A 17941-nucleotide genomic window follows, 5' to 3' on the forward strand; every position below is an offset into this window, starting at 1 on the left:
TCCCTCAGAATTGGAAGTAAAGGAACGGCGAGAAACTCTGCGCCGACAGTTTCAGGATCGACGCCACGAACAGCAGTAGCACCGCAGCGCGCATGGCGTAGCGTGGCCAGTCAGCGGTCCAGTAGGCCGGTTGCACGGCAGCGTCACGGCCTACGCTGAAACCGGGCTCGTGGATGCTGCCAGGGTTATCGCCGGGTACGGCCTTGATCAGGCTCGGGTCGGCTGGCTTGGACTTGTCGGCAGGGCGGTTGGTGTAGAAGTCGCGCAGACCGAAAAACGCCAGCGTTGCGTAGGCCACGACCAGGGTTGCCACTTGCAGGCCGGTAAGGTTGGCGCGGTTGAGTTCCGACAGTGACCACTCGCTGAAGCTGAACATCGCACCGTACATACGCCCGGCAACGTGCAGGTTTTCGGCGCGGAAAATCACCCAGCCCATTACCACCAGCAGGAAGGTAAAGGCCCAGCGCAGCACATTGAAACTGCGCGGCGCGGTGTTCAGGCCGATGGCTTTTTCAATCGCCAGCCACATGCCGTGCCAGGCGCCCCACACGATGTAGGTGATGTTGGCGCCGTGCCACAGGCCACCGAGCAGCATGGTCAGGAACAGGTTGCGGTAAGTCGTCAGGGTGCCTTTGCGGTTGCCGCCCAGGGTGATGTACAGGTAGTCACGCAGCCAGGTGGACAGGCTGATGTGCCAGCGCCGCCAGAACTCGGTGATCGACTGACTGATGTAGGGCTGCTTGAAGTTTTCCATGAAGCGGAAACCCATCATCAAGCCCAAGCCAATGGCCATGTCGCTGTAGCCGGAGAAGTCGAAGTACAGCTGCGCGGTGTAGGCCAGCGCGCCGAGCCAGGCATCGCCTGTGGTGGGGTTTTGCAGGGCGAAGCAATGGTCGGCCACCACCGCCAGGGTGTCGGCAATAAAGACCTTCTTGATGAAACCCTGCATGAACCGCGTGCAGCCCTCGGAGAATTTATCCAGGGTGTGGGTGCGGTTGTTGAACTGGTCGGCCAGGTCGCGAAAGCGCAGCACGGGACCGGCGATCAGATGCGGGAAGATCGCCACGAACGCCGCAAAGTCGATGAGGTTGCGAGTCGCCGGAGTGTCGCCACGGTACACGTCGATGATGTAGCTGATGGACTCGAAGATGTAGAACGAGATTCCGATCGGCAACAGCACGTGGGTGAGGATGAACGGCTCCAGGCCCGCGGACTTCATCATCACATTGATGCTGTCGACGCCGAAGTTGGCGTACTTGAAATAGCCGAGGATGCACAGGTCGACCGCCACCCCGAGCAACAGCCAGCGCTGCGCCGGCTTGGTGCGCACACCGGCGGCACCGACCTTGAGGCCGATCCAGTAGTTCCACAGCGTGACGGCCGCGAACAGCGCCAGGAAGTCCACTCGCCACCAGGCGTAGAACACGTAGCTGGCAATCAGCAGCAGCAGATTGCGATAGCGTTGCCCGCTCAAATAGTACAAGCCGAGGAAGATCGGCAAGAACAGAAACAGGAACACATTGGACGAGAAAACCATCCCGATCTCTCCATGTTTAACCAACAGTCAAGGGCCAGAGCCCCCCCTAACCCCCCCACGATTTCGGGGGAGGCTGTATTGCAATTTCACTGAAGGAACCGGGTTAACGGTGGGAGCTGGCTTGCCTGCGATGGCGGTGTTTCAGTCGACATCAATGTTGAATGTCAGGCCCCTATCGCAGGCAAGCCAGCTCCCACAGTTGGACCGAGTCCAACCGGGAGCTATGTATCAGCTGCCTTTGTTGCCTTTTTCATGCGCCGGGTCGTAGACCTTGGTCAGGTCTCCGCCCAGGCGGAAGGTCTTGAACGGTTGCATGCCATGCTTGCGCTCGATCACTTCCGGGGCGCAGGTGTAGAGGGTGCAGAAGGGCTCAAGCCAGGCAAATTTCATGTCTTCCTTGAGGTCCTTCATATCCTGCTCTTTGCCGTTCTTCTGCTCGAAGATGTCCGGGTCTTTCACCCCCGCCAGCACCTTGTCGCCCAGGCGCTTGAGCGCGCTGTTGTTTTCCTGGCGCAGGTCCACGCCGTTGACCAGGGCAAAGCTGGCGATCATCGACAGCGGCGGCAGGGCGTAGTTGTGGTACGACAGGGCGCGTTGCTGGCGCTTCAATTCGTTCGGCAAGAAACCCTGGTCATCGACCTGGTTCACGCCGACCTTGTATTCCTTCACCGCCCAATCAAACAGGTCGCGGCGGTTGGTAGCGATGGACGTTGCCATCACCGACCAGGCGGCCCAGTAGGAGTGGTTGTTGGTTTTTTCCAGGGGCAGGTTGTCCCAGTCGCTCACCACCTGGTCGGCCAGCTTGTTGAACCAGGCTTCGATTTGCTGGGCTTCCTGCGGGTGCTGGGCCAGCGGCTGCGACTCGGAGAACTTCAAGCGCACATAGGCCGAGGCCATGCTGCCCAATGCCCATTTGCGCATGGACTTGCCGGTGTGGTTGAAGTCCTTGGACATCAACGCATCCGCCTTGGCCCATGACACCAGCCAGTTGAGCGTGCATTCGAGCTGCTGCGGGCGACCGTCACGCATGAACTGCATCACGCGCTTGCTGGTGTCTTTTTCCAGCTTGGTGATGTCGGCGGTGCTGTCGCGAAAGGCTTTTTCCGACTGCACATTCAGGGTCGAACGGGCCTTGTCGGAGCCTTCGTACTTGCTGCGAAACTGCAATGGCCCGGTGTAGGGCGTTGGCATGCTGTCGCAATCATTCTTGAAGTCGCCGGTCTTGAACGCTTCGATCGGGGCGAAATAGCCCTGGGGCGGGCGCAACGGCGCGGCCGCATTCACGGAGCCGGCAAACACGGCCAGGCCCAGCAGGGTAGGGAGCAATAACTTTTGCATAAGTAACCTCACTTCCCGAGTTGGGCGGTTTGCTGACCACCGCTTGGGAATACGTTGCGTGTGCAAATTTTCGCTTCAACCTTCTGCGCCGCAGCGCCCGCTTCGGGGCCCTGCACTTCCACGGCCAGCAAGTTCTGCGAGGCCCAGTCTTCATCGGTGCGCAGTTCAAAGGCGAAACGCCCGTCTGTATCGGATGTTTCGGGTTTCTCGATCTTGATGTCCTCGTGGCGCCCGTTCATGTACCAGAGGGTGGCTTGCAAGGTTTTCACCGACGGATCGGCGAAGCGGATATCGACCTGATGGTTGGCGTTGCGCAGGTCTTTGTTGGCGCTGTTGACCATCAGTTCGTTTTTGCCCGGTTTGAGCGTGGTGCTGGCCGACATCTGCGCGGTCTTGCCTTCGCAACCGTTGTCCAGCAGCGCCATCATCTGGCGGTAGATGGTTTCCTGGTCGAGGCGGTACAGCGGCGAGAATTCCCAGATCAGTATCTTCGGTGGGCTCTTCTGGAATTCATCGCTGCCCAGGTACTGCAGCATCGAGCCTTCCAGGCCACCGCCGGGGAAGGCGACGTTGAGGATGTCAGCGCCGATTTCTTCTTCCAGGAAGCCGGCGAAGTTGTAGTTCTTGCCGCTGTGGCTGGTGCCCACCAGGGTGATCTGCGGGTTGCCCGAATCGCCGAACAGGTCGCCGTCACCGGCTTCGCCCTTGGGCTCGGTGGTGAACTGGTCCATGTACTGGATCGCATAGCTGGTGCCGCACAGTTGCCCGGCCATGTTGTGCAGGGTACCGGTCTTGCCCATGCGGCCCGAGCGCTTGGTCTCGAATTCACGCTTGGGAATCTCGGCATATTCCGGCATCTGCTTGACCTTGGCCGCGACGATTTTCGCGGTGCGCTGGGCGCCGTATGGGGTCCAGTGCTGGTCGCCACGGAAGTAGAAATCGTGGGCCGGCAACTCATCCGGCAGTTGCTCGTTGGTCAGCGGCGACAAGTCTGGCACCACGTAGCCCATCTTGGCGAAGCGGCCGAGCATGGTTTTGTAGTTGGTCAGGGCCTTGTCGAAATCGTACTTGGCCTTTTCCTCGGGGTTGAGCTTGTTGCGGTTCACCAGGCCACGGGTTGGCTGGTAGACCACCACCAGTTCCACGCCCTTGCTCTTGAACGCATCGTGCAACTGCTGCATGCGCTTGTAGCCGGCCGGGGTGGTGTCGAACTCGGTGCGCAGGTCTTCCTGGGTACGGAACAGCCAGTCGCCCTGGGCTTGCACCAAGGTGGTGAAGTTCTGTTGGTAGCGCGTGGTGTAGTTCTTCGCGTCATGGGCGGCCGGGCACAGGCTGCAGCACGGTTCGGCGGTGAAGGTAGGAGCTTGCACTTCATCGGCGCGTACGCCCTGGCTGGCCGCCAGCAGGCCGAGGGTCAGACCCGAGAGGCTCAGCAGTTTGATCATGTGTGGGTGCATAAGGGTCATCCTCAGTCCTGCAATTCGGTCTGGCGTTCGACGGGGTCGATCAGCACGGCTTTCTGCTGGCGCACCAGCAGGTCGAGAATTTCTTCCTGGCGGTCGCCCAGGATGCCGGAGAAGCTGATGCCGCTGGATTTGGTCGGCGCCAGCATCGACACGCGATACAGCTCGATACTCAACGGCGAGTCGATGGACAGCGGCCCGCTGCCGTTACCCGCCAGTTCACCGCCAACCACGATCAGCGACACCTTGGCATCGAACGGGTCGAGGGCGATGTCGCGGTCGGTGTCGGTCAAGTCCTTGATGTGGCCGTACACGCCGGTCAGGCCGTTGGCCATCGAGGTGTTTTCGTAAAGCTTGATGTTCACGCTGTTACGCACGCGGATCCCGTGGCGACGGTTGCTGATCACCTTGTTGCCCCACAGCAGGTTGTCGCCGCTCTCATAGAGGGTGATGCCGTCGGTGTGGTTGCGGTAGATCTCGTTGTCGGCGATCAGGTTGTTTACGCTGTTACGGTCGATCACCAGGCCCGAGAGCTTGTTGTCGTAGCTGCGGTTGTTGAAGATGAAGCTGTCGTTCACTTCCCGGGAAATGATGATGCCGTGCTTCTTCTTGGTGCCGTACACGGTGTTGTCCGCGATGATCAGGCCGTGGGAACGGTCATGGGGGTCAATGCCGTAGACGATGTTGTCTTTGTAGGTATTGCCCTTGATCACAAAGCCCGTGGTCTCGTAGCAGTAGAAGCCGTACCACATGTCCGAGAACTCGGAGTCGATGATCCAACCGGTCGGCTCGGGGCGCTTGAGCACCTTGGCCATGTTCGGCGTGTACTGGGAAATACTCACCCCGTACGACTTACTGTTGGCGTAGCCGAAGCTGGCCATCTTGGTCTTGGAGATATAGGTCTCGGTGCCGCCCCAGGCCAGCAGGAACGGCCGGAATTCCTTGGCCGACTTGAACAGCGCGGGGCCGTTGGTTTTTTCATCCCAGCCGGTGACTTTGGTGTCACGCACGAACAGCTGGCCGTCGTTGATCAAAAACGAGCCGGCTTGCTGGGACAGGCGCAGTTCCTGGGTGTTTTTGTCGATATCGAGGATGCCTTTACGGCCCACCACGATCGGCAACTTGGCCAGGAACACGCCCGGCGACGTTTCGCTGAAGTACTGCTTGGGCACCTTGCCCAGCAGGTCCTTGAGGTTCATGTAGCCGTCATCGACGAAGATCGCCTGGGGAATGCCATGCTGGCGCACTACCCATTCGGCCATCTTGTTGTCACCGCCGATAAAGTCCTTGAGCGCGTCTTCCTGCATCATGCGGCGGATGCTGATTTTGCCCGCCTTGGTCTTGACGATTTTCTTTTCCATCGCCTGCGCGGTGTAGCCCGACAGGTCGGGTAGCGCCGGCTTGGCCATTTCCAGCGGCGCGGTGGGCGGGCTGGAGATGGTGTAGTTCTTGGCCTGTTGCAGTTCCTTGGCGATGATCGGCGCCTTGGCCGCCGTATCGGCGAACGCTGTGGCGCTGGCCATCAGCATTGCCGCGACGAGTAGGCTTTGAGCATTCATGGCGCAGGCTCCCATCAGAATTTCCAGACCACGTCGACAAACGCGCGGTGCATGTAGGAGTCGACCTGGCTGCCATAGGCATCGCCGGGCTTGAACACGCCGGCACGCAAACGCACCAGGGCTGAAGGCTCGTCGATCGACTGGCTCAGCGCCGCAGGCAGCAAGCCTTTCTTGAAGTACTTGGTGACCACCAGGTCCATCTCTTGGCCGAGGTCTTTCTTGCCGTCTTCAAGGGGCAGGGAGGTGCTGGAGAGGATCGCGCCGGTGACGTCGTCGGTGTTGTTCTGCACCGCGTCGATACCGTTGCTGCCCACCGGCTTGTTGCCGTCCACGCGCCAGAACTTGTGGTACACCAGGCTGGCGTCATAGTCCTCGCGCAGCTGCCAGGAACCGAACAGGCTCATGGACTGCATGTTGTTCATCTCGCCGCGAAACGCTTCACCGAAGCGATGCACGCGGGACTGGGTGCCGGTCCAGTTCGAACGGTTGCTTTGCAGGCCGTTCTGCTCGTATTCGGCGCTGGCACGGGAATAGGCCGCACCCACTTGCCACTGCGGATCCAGGCGCAGGCGCACGCCGATATCGGTGGCCCAGCCGCTCAGGTCATCGCTGCGCTTGGCGCTGGTGGGGCGTGTGCCGTCGGCGTTCAAGGCGTTGACCTTGTCGCGGTCGCCGCGCATGCCGGTGATGCTTGCCCAGTAGTTGACGGTGTTGGTGTTGCGCCAGTTGTAGGCGTCGCTGTTGGCTTCGATGCCCAGCCAGGTCAGGTCGCCGTTTTCGCGCTTGTCCAGCGGGTCGCTGGCGACACCCGGTTCGGCGTAGTCGAGCTTGCCGTCGTCATGGGTGTGGTGGCCGCGCACGCCGATCCACTGGCCCGGCGTCCACTGGTAGGCGGCGTCGGCGTAGAAGTGCTGGCGGTCTTTGTCGACCGGCGACAGTTCCTTGAGGTCGGTGCGGTATTCGCTGAAACGTTCGGCAGCGCCGACATTGGCCTTGAGCAAGGTGGTGTCGAAGGTCCAATTCAGCGCTTCGATGTTGGTGTCGCGCCACTGGCCGTCGTCATTGCGCAGGCGCTGGCGGCCGAACTTGAGGATCTCGCCGGGGTAGGGCGTGAAGCCGCTGTAGCCGACCCAGAACTCACGCAGGGCCAGGTAGTTTTTCTTGGCCTTGCGGTCGTCGTTGCTCGACTGCTGCTCGGTGGTGTCATCGGCCGACTGTTGCAGGGTGTCGGTCTCGATGATGTCGCTGGAAACCACTGCCTGGCCCATGGCGTAGGCGCTCCATGCGCCGCTTTCGCCGTAGATCCAGGGGCGCAGGTCGAGGCCGATGCCGTTGACGTCGCCGCCTTTCTGGGTGCCGAGGTCGCGGTCGTCTTCGGACTGCGCGGTGGCTTTGACTTCCAGGCCGAAGTTCTTGGCTTCGGTGAGCGCGGCCAGGGTCGGGCACGACCACAGCAGGGCGAAGGTCAGGCCGATACCGGCCTTGACGAATGGGTTGAGCTTCATAGGGATTCCTCGCCGTCTTCTTCTTGCAGGGCGTGCAGTTGCAGCGTGCTTTGGGCCAGGGTGCCGCGGGCGGCCAGTTCCTGTTGCACCAGGCGTTGGCCTTCGGCGCGTTGCGCAGGCGTCAGCGGCGCTTCGAGCTGGGTAGCCAGGTCATTGGCCTCTGGCGTGTCCTGGGCCTTGGCCAGTTGGCTGAAGACATAGGCGTTCAATGGGTCGGGCTTGGTGCCCTTGCCTTGGGAAAACAGTTGGGCGATGGCGAAGTCGGCGCTGTTCTGGCCGTTGCGCGCTGCGGTCAGCAGGTGGTCGAGGGCTTTTTGCGGGTAGACCTTGCCCAGGTAGCCACGGCGGTAGATCTGGCCGAGGTAGTAATCGGCGGCCACTTCACGGCCCACGGCTTTCTCGAAATGCGCCTCGGCGGCCTTGGCATCGGCGGGCACCCACTTGCCTTCGTAGTAGAGCTTGCCCAGCAGCAATTCGGCGCGTGGCTGGTCGGCGGCACGGCCGTTGTCGAGGTACTTCATCATCTGGTCGACGTCGCCCAGTTCGGGGAAGTCGTAGAGCAGTTGCGCCAGGCTGACCCAGGACGCCGGGTAGCCAGGGGCGATTTTTTCCAGCAACGCCTGGGCAGTTTTTTCGTCCGGGGTGCCGAGGGTGGCATCGCCGAGTACGCGGGCCACGCTGTCGACGCGCTGCGCAGTCACGGTGCCACGGCTGTAGCCGGCTTCCATCTGCTTGAGCAGTTCGGCCTGTTGTTCCGGCTGCTGTTTTTTCTGATAGACCGTTGCCAGTTCGACGTAGCAGATATCGGTGGTGTTCAGCGCGGCTTTGCAGATGCGCTCCACATCATCCAGATGCTGGTCGTAGGTACCCTGGGTGCGATACAGCAGCACCTGGGCCAGGCCGGCCTCCGGGTAACCCGCCGCCTGCCATTGGCTGATCTGCTGTTGGGCATTCACGTTGGGAAAGCTGTGGGGGTATTGCAGGTACAGCATTGCCAGCGGGATCAAGGTATTGCCTTCACCATTGGCAAAGGCTTTTTTCAGCAGGCTTTCGGCTTCATGGTGTTCGGCCTCAGTGGCGCCGGGCTTGGCCGCCAACAGGCGACCCAGGCGTGCCTGGGCGCGGGGCGAGGTGTCTGCCGCCGCACGGTAGGTGGCTTCGGCCTGCTTGATTTGCGCGGGGTCGCGGGTGCCGACCTGGATATCGGCCAGGCCCACCTGGGCCTCGCTGTAGCCCAGGTCTGCCAGTTGCTGGTAATTCTGCTGGGCGGTGACGGTGTCGCCGCGCTTGAGGGCTTCGTTGGCCAGGCGCTGGTCGGGCAGGCCGGCGCAACCGGCCAGGCTCACGGCCAGTGCCAGCGCGCAGTACGCAGAGGCCAAGTGAAATTTGCTCTGTGTGGGAGCTGGCTTGCCTGCGATGGCATCGCTGCGGTGCAACTGATGCACCGAGTCGCCTGCATCGCGGGCAAGCCCGGCTCCCACAGAGGTCAGCGGTGTTGTTGGAATAGAGTTCACAGGCATGTCCTCGCTTACAGACCGTGAGCCATGGCTTTGTCGATCAGCCAGTTCAGCGATGGGCCGCGGTCACTGGTGACTTCCACCGGGCGGCCGGCGTAGGTGCTATCCAGCGGTGCGTCAGGCTTGATCTGCACACGGATGTCAGAAGACAAGTCGGCGCTGTTCAGGCTGGTGCTGCTAACGATGGTGCCGGTGCGCACTTGTTCTTCGTCGGCGACCTGGAAGCTCACCGGGGTACCTGGGCGCACATCACCGAACTGGCGATAGCTGAAGCGCGCTTCCACATTAGCCTGGCTGCCACGCGGCACCAGTTGGAAGATCACATCGCCCTTGCTGGCGTACTGGCCGTCGGCGACCAATTGCTGGGCCACCACGCAATCGCACGGCGAAGTCAGGGTGCCGGTCATTTGCTTGCCGAACAGTTCTTCGACCTTGGCCGGTTGCAACTGGTCTTCGTCCAGGTGGCCCTTGAGCACATCGAGCATGCTGGTGCTGAAGGTCGCCAGCGGCGCGCCCTTGGCTGCTACCGAATCACCCTTGAGCAGGCTTTGCACGGTGCCGTCACGGGGCATGGTCACGTTCATGCCCGGTACGCTCACAAGGCCTGCCTGGGCGTGGCTGACGAAGTACATGCCGTAGAGCGACTTGACCACGAAACCGAAGGCCGCCAGGCCCACCAGGAAGATCGCCAGGCTGAAGGTCACGGCGCGCAGGCGACCGAACGCGGTCATGCCGCTGCCGCCGTCCTTGACCTTGCGTGCCTTGGTGAAGTTATCGCGTTGCAGGGTCGCGAGTACGTCGCCCATGGTCACGATGTCACCGGACAGGTGCGAGGTGATCAGGTGGCGCAGGGTAGAAATATCCTGGGCATCGAGGTTCTGGAACTGGCAACCGGTGCGGCCGGTCTGGCGGTCGTAGGAGCGAATCTGCAGCTCCACGTCCATGGCCAGGCCGAGGTTATCGATCACGAACTGCAGGCGGCCCTTGTGCACTTGGCCGATGGTGAGCGGCTGGGTGGCGGTGAAAGCCAGGCCGCCGGCGGACAGGTCGATAACCTTTGCTTCGGTCGGCGTGCGGTCGCTGTTGAAGAAGCGCAGCTTGGCCGGGATTTTCACCCGAGCGTGTTGGCGCTGGGCTTCGGATTCGTGGACAACGTTGGCGTTTACTTGGCTATTCATCGGGTGTAATTCCTAGGTTAATTCAGGCTTGGCAGGGTCAGACCATCATCAGCAACACGGCAACGAAGATGCTGCCGGCGGAGAAGGTCATGGTCCGAGACGACCAGGTGTTGAACCAACGTTGAAAGCTGGCCAAATCGCGGGTCAGTTTGGTGTCCTGGCGGGTCCAGGACTGTTGATCAAGGCGGAAGAACACGTAGATCTTCACCAACGCGCCCATGATCTGGTTGTAATAGAGAATCAGCGGGTAGGCCGGGCCGATCTTGTGGCCGGAGCACGACAACAGCAGGGTGAGGATCAGGCGGGTGATACCGATCCACAGCAGGTAGGCGAGGATGAACGCGCCGCCGTACTTGAAGGTGGCGATCATGGCCACGGTCAGGCCGAGCAGGGAGGTCCACATCGATACGCGCTGGTCGAACAGCACCACGCTGGTGAACAGGCCGAGGCGACGCACGCCCAGTCCCAGTGCACGGGAGTTCTGGCGCAGGTTGTTGCCGTACCAGCGGAACATCAGCTTGCGGCTGGCCTTGATAAAGCTCTTTTCCGGCGGGTGTTCCACGGTGTTGATCGCGGCATCCGGCACATAGAAGGTGTCGTAGCCCAGGCGCATCAGGCTGAACCAGCTGGACTTGTCATCCCCGGTGAGGAACTTGAAGCGGCCCAGGCGCCAGTGTTGCAGCGAGTCGCTTTCCACGTCGGCGATAAAGCCCGGGTCAGTCACTACGCTGGCGCGGAATACCGACATGCGCCCGGTCATGGTCAACACGCGCTTGGACAGGGCCATGGAGCACATGTTGATGTGGCGTTGGGCGAAGCGCAGTTTGTGCCATTCGCTCATGATGTAGCCGCCGCGCACTTCGCAGAATTCGTTGGTGGTCAAACCACCGACATTGCCGAACAGCTGGAACCACGGCACGGTCTTGCGCACCACGCCTTCGGCCAGCACGGTGTCGCCATCGATCACGGCGACCACGGCGCGGTCGTCCGGCAGGTGGCGCGAGATGGCGCGAAAACCGAAGGCCAGGCCGTCACGCTTGCCGGTACCAGCGATGCGCACGAAGTCGAGCTTGACGTGAGCCGGCGGGTTCATCTTTTCCCAGAGGCTTTTCACCAGCAGCTCATCGGACATTTCCACCAGCGAGCACACCACGGTGGTAGGGAAGCCGCAGTCGATGGCTTCGCGAATCACCGAGCTGTACACCTGTGCGGTGGTCAGCGCATCGATACGAAAACTGGTGACCATCAGGAACACATGGGACGGGTCGGCGGCCTTGCCGAGCTTGCGCACTTTGCGGCGCAGGTGCGGGTACACCACGTACAGGAACAGCATGCCGCGAAAGAAATGCGTCGCGCCCATCGAGTAGCGCCAGATACCCACGGCACCAATCAGGAAAATAAAATTCTTCGATTGCGAATCGAAGGTGCTCGCCGGCAACAGCAGGGCGAGACCCATCAGCAGGCTGAGAAAGAACAGCCAGCCGGCCGATTGCAGAAATACATGTTTTAACTTGGACATAAGCGTCATCCGCAAGGTGAGGAGGCTTCAGGCTGCAAGCGCTGGGGTAAGCCACTGGCAGCCTGAAACTTGCCGTTGCTGTTACCAGCAAATACCTTCGGTACGGCCGCTCACGCTGGTGGCCTTGGACATGAAGCCCACCAGGTCGACCACTTGCTTGCCGTGCGGGGCTTCGTGCGCAAGGGCGCGGAACTTCTCGTCACGGTTACCGAGGATGATCACGTCGGAGTTGTTGATCACATCATCGAAATCCGAGTTGAGCAGGGACGACACGTGCGGGATCTTGCCTTCGATGTAGTCCTTGTTCGCGCCGTGCATACGGGCGTACTCGACGTTGCTGTCGTAGATGCTCAGGTCGTAGCCCTTGCCGATCAGCATTTCCGCCAGTTCTACCAATGGGCTTTCACGCAGGTCATCGGTACCGGCCTTGAAGCTCAGGCCCAGCAGGGCGACTTTGCGCTTGTCGTGGCTGGAGACGATGTCGAAGGCGTTCTGCACCTGGGATTCGTTGCTGCGCATCAGCGAGTTGAGCAACGGTGCTTCCACGTCCAGGGAGCCGGCGCGGTAGGTCAGGGCGCGCACGTCTTTTGGCAGGCACGAACCGCCGAAAGCGAAGCCTGGGCGCATGTAGTACTGGGACAGGTTGAGGGTCTTGTCCTGGCAGACCACTTCCATCACTTCACGACCGTCAACGCCGACGGCCTTGGCGATGTTGCCGATCTCGTTGGCGAAGGTGACTTTGGTGGCGTGCCATACGTTGCAGGTGTACTTGATCATCTCGGCAACGGCGATGTCCTTGCGGATGATCGGCGCGTCGAGCTCTTCGTACAGCGACTGCAGGACGTCGCCGGAGGCTTTATCGAACTCGCCGATAACGGTCATCGGTGGCAGGTCGTAGTCGGCGATGGCGGTGGATTCACGCAGGAATTCCGGGTTGACCGCGACGCCGAAATCAACGCCGGCTTTCTTGCCGGAGCAGTCTTCGAGGATCGGGATTACCACGTTGGCGACGGTGCCCGGCAGTACGGTGCTGCGCACCACGATGGTGTGGCGGGTGGTCTTGTCACGCAGTACAAAACCGATCTCGCGGCATACCGACTCGATGTAGTTCAGTTCCAGGTCGCCGTTCTTCTTGCTCGGCGTACCGACGCAGATCATCGACAGGTCGGTGTCGCGGATGGCTTCGGCGAAGTTGGTGGTACCGCGCAGTCGACCGGTTGCGATGCCTTGGCTCAACAGTTCGCCCAGACCCGGTTCAACGATGGGGGATTTACCCGCATTGATCAGGTCAATCTTGTCCTTGGAGATGTCTACGCCGACCACTTCATGGCCACGGGCAGACAGGCAACCGGCACACACGGCGCCAACGTAACCCAAACCAAATATGCTGATGCGCATCGCAATTACCTCTATGTTTAAATCATGCCATTAGATGGCCGGAGTTCATGTTTGCAAGCGTCACTGATGCCGCGAAAGTTGGGCGAATAGACGCTGACTTACCGCGTGCAGGCATGTTGAATAACGAGTGACTAACTATTGCACTCAAGTTGTGCGCAACGTGGCCTTATTATTGGGGCTTGCCCTGAAATGCAGCCGGTTTTCCATGGCGGAAGGGTCCGGCGCCAGTGCCGCAGGGCTTTGATACAGGAAATAAGCCTTTTAATATCAATGCCTTGGGTGTTAACACTGGCTCATTTAGGTCAGCGCTGCCTTGGCCTTTAGGGGGTTGGCAATGAGTCCTTATCGCCGCCCTCAACTCAATCAGTTGATGATATGACCCTCGAGCCAAAGTGCTTTATGACAACTTGGCTACTTCCGTTGGTCGGTATGTAAGTCATCTCTTACGTAAACAGAGAATTTCGTTACCGGTGGTATGAGCGGTGCTTCCGGATGAAGTTCCGGGCCGCTCATCCCCTTTCTGGTAATTTTTTGAAATATTAGAAAAGATGGCACTAGTACTATATTGATAGCACTTGCTATTTAGGCCAGTAGTTATGGGGAGTTGGTGCGAGAGGGTAGTTTTGTGCCACTACCGTTAAAAAAAAGTGGTGCCACTACGAAAAAAACCGACGAGTGTCGAGTGAAGAAATTGTTAGAGATGTGTCTTGATATTTTTTGACGTCAAATAAATGACGATTGGTGGGGTGAAATGCAGGCAAAAAATGTGGGAGCTGGCTTGCCTGCGATAGCGGTGTATCAGCGACATGTGAGTCGGCTGACCCTCCGCTATCGCAGGCAAGCCAGCTCCCACAGTTGATGTTGGTGGCTGTACAGGCCTTATTCCGGTGCGTGATCGCGCAAAAACACCAGGTTATCTGGCTTGGACTGCTCCGCATTGAAGCGATAGCCCTGTACATCGAACTGCTTGAGCTTGGCCGGATCGTTGATGCGTTCTTCAATCACAAACCGGCTCATCATGCCCCGAGCTTTTTTCGCGTAGAAGCTGATGATCTTGTATTGGCCGTTCTTCAGGTCCTTGAACTCGGTGTTGATGATCCGTGCCTTCAAGGCCGTGCGCTTGACCGCCGAAAAATACTCATTGGACGCCAGGTTGAGCAGCACATCGTCGCCTTGCTCGGCCAGTGCTTCATTCAACCACTCGCTGATGCGCGTGCCCCAGAAGGCATAGAGGTCCTTGCCGCGGGCGTTGGCCAGCTTGGTGCCCATCTCCAGGCGATACGGCATCATCAGGTCCAGCGGACGCAGCAGGCCGTACAGGCCCGAGAGCATACGCAGATGGTCCTGGGCATAGCTGAAATCGGCCTCGCTGAAGGTTTCGGCATTCAGGCCGGTATACACATCGCCCTTGAACGCCAGCAGCGCCTGCTTGGCGTTGGCCGGAGTGAAGGCCGGTGTCCAGCTGCCGAAACGCGCGGCGTTGAGGCCACCGATCTTGTCGGAGACGTGCATCAGCTCACTGATTTGCGCCGGGCTCAGTTCGCGCAGTTGCTCGATCAGTTCCTGGGAGTGGTCCAGGTACTGCGGCTGGGTGAAGCGCGCAGTGACCGGCTTGGACTCGAAGTCGAGGGTTTTGGCGGGGGAAATCACCATCAGCATGAAGTTGGCTCCTGGAATCGTGGCGTGTAGCGTGGGCGCGATTCTAGGGGTTGGGGCGTTTTGACTCCACCTATGATGGCGATAGATGCGATCCGCTATGATGGGCGGTAACTCTGGAAAGGAATACCCCGTGTGCGATTAGCGCTTTTATTGTCGGCTTGCCTGCTGTGCCTGAATGCCCAGGCCGCGCCGGTGGATGTCGCGAGCCTGGACCGTGGTACCTGGCCGGAAAAACTCGCCAGCCCGGCGCTGTTCGATGTGGCTTCGCGTGCGGAGATCCTGATGTTCGCCCACGGCCTGCTCGCCAGCGAAGCCCTGGACGACGCGGCGCTCAAGCAACGCCTGGGGCTGAAGATCATCAACCTGGCCGCCATCGATGACCTGCGTCGCCAGCTCTGGCAACGGCTGTTGGAGAACTACACATTCGCCCAGCAGAGCTGCGAAGAAGACGCCTCGTTCTGCTACCTGGTGGAAAACATGGACGACCTTCGCGAGCAGGCCGGCAAGTTCGAAGTCAGTGACAATTCTTTCTATATAGGCTGGGCCGCGCCCAGTCGGCACTTTCACGAACGCTATCTGGACGAGCTGCTGCGCAAGGCCGCGCTGTTTCCGCAGATCAGCAGTGAAGTGGCGCGCTTTGGCGATCATGAGCGCAACGGTGATGAACTCAATGACCGGATGTTTTTACTGACCTTCGACGGTGGCCCTGCACCTGTCAGCGGCAATACCGACTGGCTCACCGATTACCTGCGCAAGCAAAAGATGAACGCGACGTTCTTTGTCCTTGGCAGCAGCTTGCAAACACGCGTGGAGCGCAGTTCCGCCGCCGATGTGCAGGCGCTGTACCAAGGGCAGTGCGTGGGGCTTCAGGGCTGGCAGTACCGCTCCCACAGCCATTGGGTCGACTGGCAAAGCTCCATCACCCGCAGTGCCGGGCTGGTACAGAACCTGATGCCGGAAAACTATGTGCCCTTGTTCCGCCCACCGTATGGGCAGCGCCGTGCGGACAGCCAGGGATTCTTCCAGCAACAGGGTTTGCAGGTGGCGTTATGGGACATTGATTCCCAGGACGAGCCGGGCAAGCTCAAGGCTGATGAGTCGGCGCAACGGGTGCTGACGTTGATGCTGCTGTGGCGCAAAGGCGTGATCGTGTTTCACGACACCCAGGACAAGGCGCGGGTGGCATTGCCGATGGTGTTGCAGGCTACGGCGCAGAGTGGCTTGGGTTGGCAGGAGTGTCGCGAGGCATTTCGATGAAGTGCCCGGCTTTGCTGGGGATGGGGTGTTTTCGGGGCGATTTGCTGCGACATTTCGATGCAGGCGGACTTCCGACTTTAACGGGGTACATGGCACTCGGCTAGTGCTATTCGTCATCCTGAAAAATAAACTTCAAAAAAGCGTCAAAGTGCTTTTTCCTGTCATGGGTTTTGCGGTATTACGAAGTCAGACCGCCGAAACCTGCAGCACAGGTGGCGTCTTCCAAGACTCCTAATGTGGGCACTGCACTTGACGTCACTCAGGTGTGGTCGGTGGTCGAATCGAGGCGCAGCACCGCCCAGGTATTGCGTCGAATGGCTCCCACAAAGGTGACCGAGTATGGATGATCATGGACGTAACCCTTCTTCCGACCAGCCAATCCTTTATGTGCTTGATACCAACGTATTGATCCACGATCCAAACGCACTGCTGAACTTCGAAGAACACCACGTCGCCATCCCGATGATCGTGCTTGAGGAGCTCGACAAACTCAAAAGCGGCCACCACAGCGTTGCCGCCGAATGCCGCCAGGCCATCCGCCTGATCGACAAGACATTGGGCGAAGCCTCGCCCGAGGATGTTGAGGTCGGTGTGCCGATCCAGCGTGGCAAAAGCGGGCCCAAGGGCTTGCTGTCGATCCTGATGAGCAAGCGCAGCGAGCCCAACAGCCTGCTGCCGGAAAACCTGAACGACAACAAAATCATCAACCAATTGATCGACCTGCACGCCCGCGACAAGGACCTGCGCGTGGTGCTGGTGACCAAAGACATCAATATGCGCCTCAAGGCACGAGCATGTGGGATCGCTGCCGAGGACTACAGTACCGACCAGTTGGTCGACGACGTGTCGATGCTGTCGCGGGGGTATCACATGATGACCGGTTCGTTCTGGGACCGTGTCAGCAAGGTCGAGACCCGTCAGGACCACGGCCGCACCTGGCATCAGGTACAGTTGATCGACAACCTGCCGGCCGTGCATATCAATGAGTTCATTGTCGATGAACAGGGCTTCGTGGGCTGGATCAAAGAGATCCAGGTCGACAAGTTGCTGATCCTCGACCTGCATCAGGAACCCCTGTTGCACCAGGAAGCCTGGGGCCTGAAACCGCGTGATATCTACCAGAGCCTGGCGCTCTACGCGCTGCTTGACCCAGACATCCACTTGGTCAACCTGACCGGCGCCGCAGGTTCGGGCAAAACCATCCTGGCCCTGGCCGCCGCCATCGAGCAGACCATGGTGACCAAACGCTATCGCCGCATCATCGCCACCCGCAGCGTGCAGGGCCTGGACCAGGAAATCGGTTTCCTGCCCGGTACCGAGGCGGAAAAAATGGAGCCGTGGCTGGGGGCGATTACCGACAACCTCGAAGCCTTGCACATGGATGACGAAAACACCCATGGCAGCGTCGACTACATCCTCAGCAAAGTGCCGTTGCAGTTCAAATCCCTCAACTACATCAGAGGTCGCAGCTTCCAGCAAAGCCTGATTCTGATTGATGAATGCCAGAACCTTACGCCGCACCAGATGAAAACCATCATCACCCGTGCCGGCGCCGGTTCCAAAGTGGTGTGCCTGGGCAACCTGGCGCAGATCGACACCCCTTACCTGTCCGCGACCAGCTCCGGGCTGACTTACCTGACGGAACGCTTCAAGGACTTCCCGAACGGCGTGCACATTGCGCTGCAAGGGGTACCACGTTCGATCCTGGCTGAATACGCCGAGTCCCACCTGTAACTACGCTGAAACCGCTGCGAAAAACCCCGGATTTTTCACGAAATCCGGGGTTTTTGTTCTGTGCGAGATTTGCCTGCGTTAACGCATCCTGGGTGCTTGTGATCTCTGTAATCATTTTGTTACATTTTTTCTGCGGTAAATACAATAAGAACACTGCTTGACCCCGTCGGAATACCACCTCCTTGAATCGACGAACGTTTAGAAAACCTGTCCAGGGTTTTCACCGTGACCCTGCCTATTACAAAGCCCGAAACACCGCTCATTGATGACGCACATA

The 17941-nt window shown here is 59.7% G+C and carries 12 protein-coding genes; 2 read left to right on the forward strand and 10 right to left on the reverse strand.

The window, feature by feature from the left end; translation table 11 throughout:
* Positions 1–4: 4 nt before the first annotated feature.
* From CLM72_RS05350 to yaaA, 10 genes are all read right to left on the reverse strand, one after another.
* Complete coding sequence (locus CLM72_RS05350) at positions 5–1537, reverse strand: MBOAT family protein (protein WP_105225826.1); 1533 nt, start codon at positions 1535–1537, stop codon at positions 5–7.
* 228 nt (positions 1538–1765) lie between these two features.
* A complete protein-coding gene (locus CLM72_RS05355) occupies positions 1766–2875 on the reverse strand; it encodes a mannuronate-specific alginate lyase (protein ID WP_105225827.1) in 1110 nt (369 codons plus the stop codon).
* A gap of 8 nt (positions 2876–2883) precedes the next feature.
* On the reverse strand, positions 2884–4332 hold the full coding sequence (locus CLM72_RS05360; protein ID WP_054921032.1) for an alginate O-acetyltransferase: 1449 nt from the start codon (positions 4330–4332) through the stop codon (positions 2884–2886).
* An 11-nt stretch (positions 4333–4343) separates the two neighbouring features.
* On the reverse strand, positions 4344–5912 hold the full coding sequence (algG, locus tag CLM72_RS05365) for a mannuronan 5-epimerase AlgG (protein WP_105225828.1): 1569 nt from the start codon (positions 5910–5912) through the stop codon (positions 4344–4346).
* Complete coding sequence (locus CLM72_RS05370) at positions 5912–7402, reverse strand: alginate export family protein (RefSeq protein ID WP_054921029.1); 1491 nt, start codon at positions 7400–7402, stop codon at positions 5912–5914. Before CLM72_RS05370 ends, algG begins: the two co-directional genes overlap by 1 nt.
* Positions 7399–8820: an alginate biosynthesis TPR repeat lipoprotein AlgK gene (gene algK, locus CLM72_RS05375; protein ID WP_105229081.1), complete on the reverse strand. Its 1422-nt coding sequence runs from the start codon at positions 8818–8820 to the stop codon at positions 7399–7401. The genes CLM72_RS05370 and algK overlap by 4 nt, the downstream gene beginning before the upstream one ends.
* A 110-nt stretch (positions 8821–8930) precedes the next feature.
* The gene (locus CLM72_RS05380; RefSeq protein ID WP_014717008.1) at positions 8931–10097 is read right to left on the reverse strand and encodes an alginate biosynthesis protein Alg44; all 1167 of its coding nucleotides are present in this window, start codon (positions 10095–10097) and stop codon (positions 8931–8933) included.
* 37 nt (positions 10098–10134) lie between these two features.
* Positions 10135–11616, reverse strand: a complete 1482-nt coding sequence (alg8, locus tag CLM72_RS05390) for a mannuronan synthase (RefSeq protein ID WP_161794312.1) — start codon at positions 11614–11616, stop codon at positions 10135–10137.
* An 81-nt stretch (positions 11617–11697) separates the two neighbouring features.
* Positions 11698–13014 carry a nucleotide sugar dehydrogenase gene (locus CLM72_RS05395; RefSeq protein ID WP_105225829.1) on the reverse strand — a complete coding sequence of 439 codons (1317 nt, stop codon included), beginning with the start codon at positions 13012–13014 and terminating at the stop codon, positions 11698–11700.
* Between the two features lie 879 nt (positions 13015–13893).
* Positions 13894–14673, reverse strand: a complete 780-nt coding sequence (gene yaaA / locus CLM72_RS05400; protein WP_105225830.1) for a peroxide stress protein YaaA — start codon at positions 14671–14673, stop codon at positions 13894–13896.
* A 132-nt stretch (positions 14674–14805) separates the two neighbouring features.
* On the opposite strand from yaaA, the gene CLM72_RS05405 reads away from it, so the two are divergent.
* Both CLM72_RS05405 and CLM72_RS05410 read left to right on the forward strand, forming a co-directional pair.
* Positions 14806–15930 (forward strand): polysaccharide deacetylase family protein, encoded by a 1125-nt coding sequence (locus CLM72_RS05405; protein ID WP_105225831.1) that lies wholly within the window; start codon positions 14806–14808, stop codon positions 15928–15930.
* Between the two features lie 339 nt (positions 15931–16269).
* The gene (locus CLM72_RS05410; protein WP_005785025.1) at positions 16270–17664 is read left to right on the forward strand and encodes a PhoH family protein; all 1395 of its coding nucleotides are present in this window, start codon (positions 16270–16272) and stop codon (positions 17662–17664) included.
* Positions 17665–17941: the final 277 nt, after the last annotated feature.

The organism is Pseudomonas sp. MYb193 (assembly GCF_002966775.1).
Taxonomy (GTDB): Bacteria; Pseudomonadota; Gammaproteobacteria; order Pseudomonadales; family Pseudomonadaceae; genus Aquipseudomonas; species Aquipseudomonas paracarnis.

Coding starts and splice junctions, on each gene's coding strand:
- CLM72_RS05350 (WP_105225826.1), bottom strand. CDS start 1,537: ATGGTTTTCTCGTCCAATGTGTTCCTGTTTCTGTTCTTGCCGATCTTC.
- CLM72_RS05355 (WP_105225827.1), bottom strand. CDS start 2,875: ATGCAAAAGTTATTGCTCCCTACCCTGCTGGGCCTGGCCGTGTTTGCC.
- CLM72_RS05360 (WP_054921032.1), bottom strand. CDS start 4,332: ATGCACCCACACATGATCAAACTGCTGAGCCTCTCGGGTCTGACCCTC.
- algG (WP_105225828.1), bottom strand. CDS start 5,912: ATGGGAGCCTGCGCCATGAATGCTCAAAGCCTACTCGTCGCGGCAATG.
- CLM72_RS05370 (WP_054921029.1), bottom strand. CDS start 7,402: ATGAAGCTCAACCCATTCGTCAAGGCCGGTATCGGCCTGACCTTCGCC.
- CLM72_RS05380 (WP_014717008.1), bottom strand. CDS start 10,097: ATGAATAGCCAAGTAAACGCCAACGTTGTCCACGAATCCGAAGCCCAG.
- alg8 (WP_161794312.1), bottom strand. CDS start 11,616: ATGTCCAAGTTAAAACATGTATTTCTGCAATCGGCCGGCTGGCTGTTC.
- CLM72_RS05395 (WP_105225829.1), bottom strand. CDS start 13,014: ATGCGCATCAGCATATTTGGTTTGGGTTACGTTGGCGCCGTGTGTGCC.
- yaaA (WP_105225830.1), bottom strand. CDS start 14,673: ATGCTGATGGTGATTTCCCCCGCCAAAACCCTCGACTTCGAGTCCAAG.
- CLM72_RS05410 (WP_005785025.1), top strand. CDS start 16,270: ATGGATGATCATGGACGTAACCCTTCTTCCGACCAGCCAATCCTTTAT.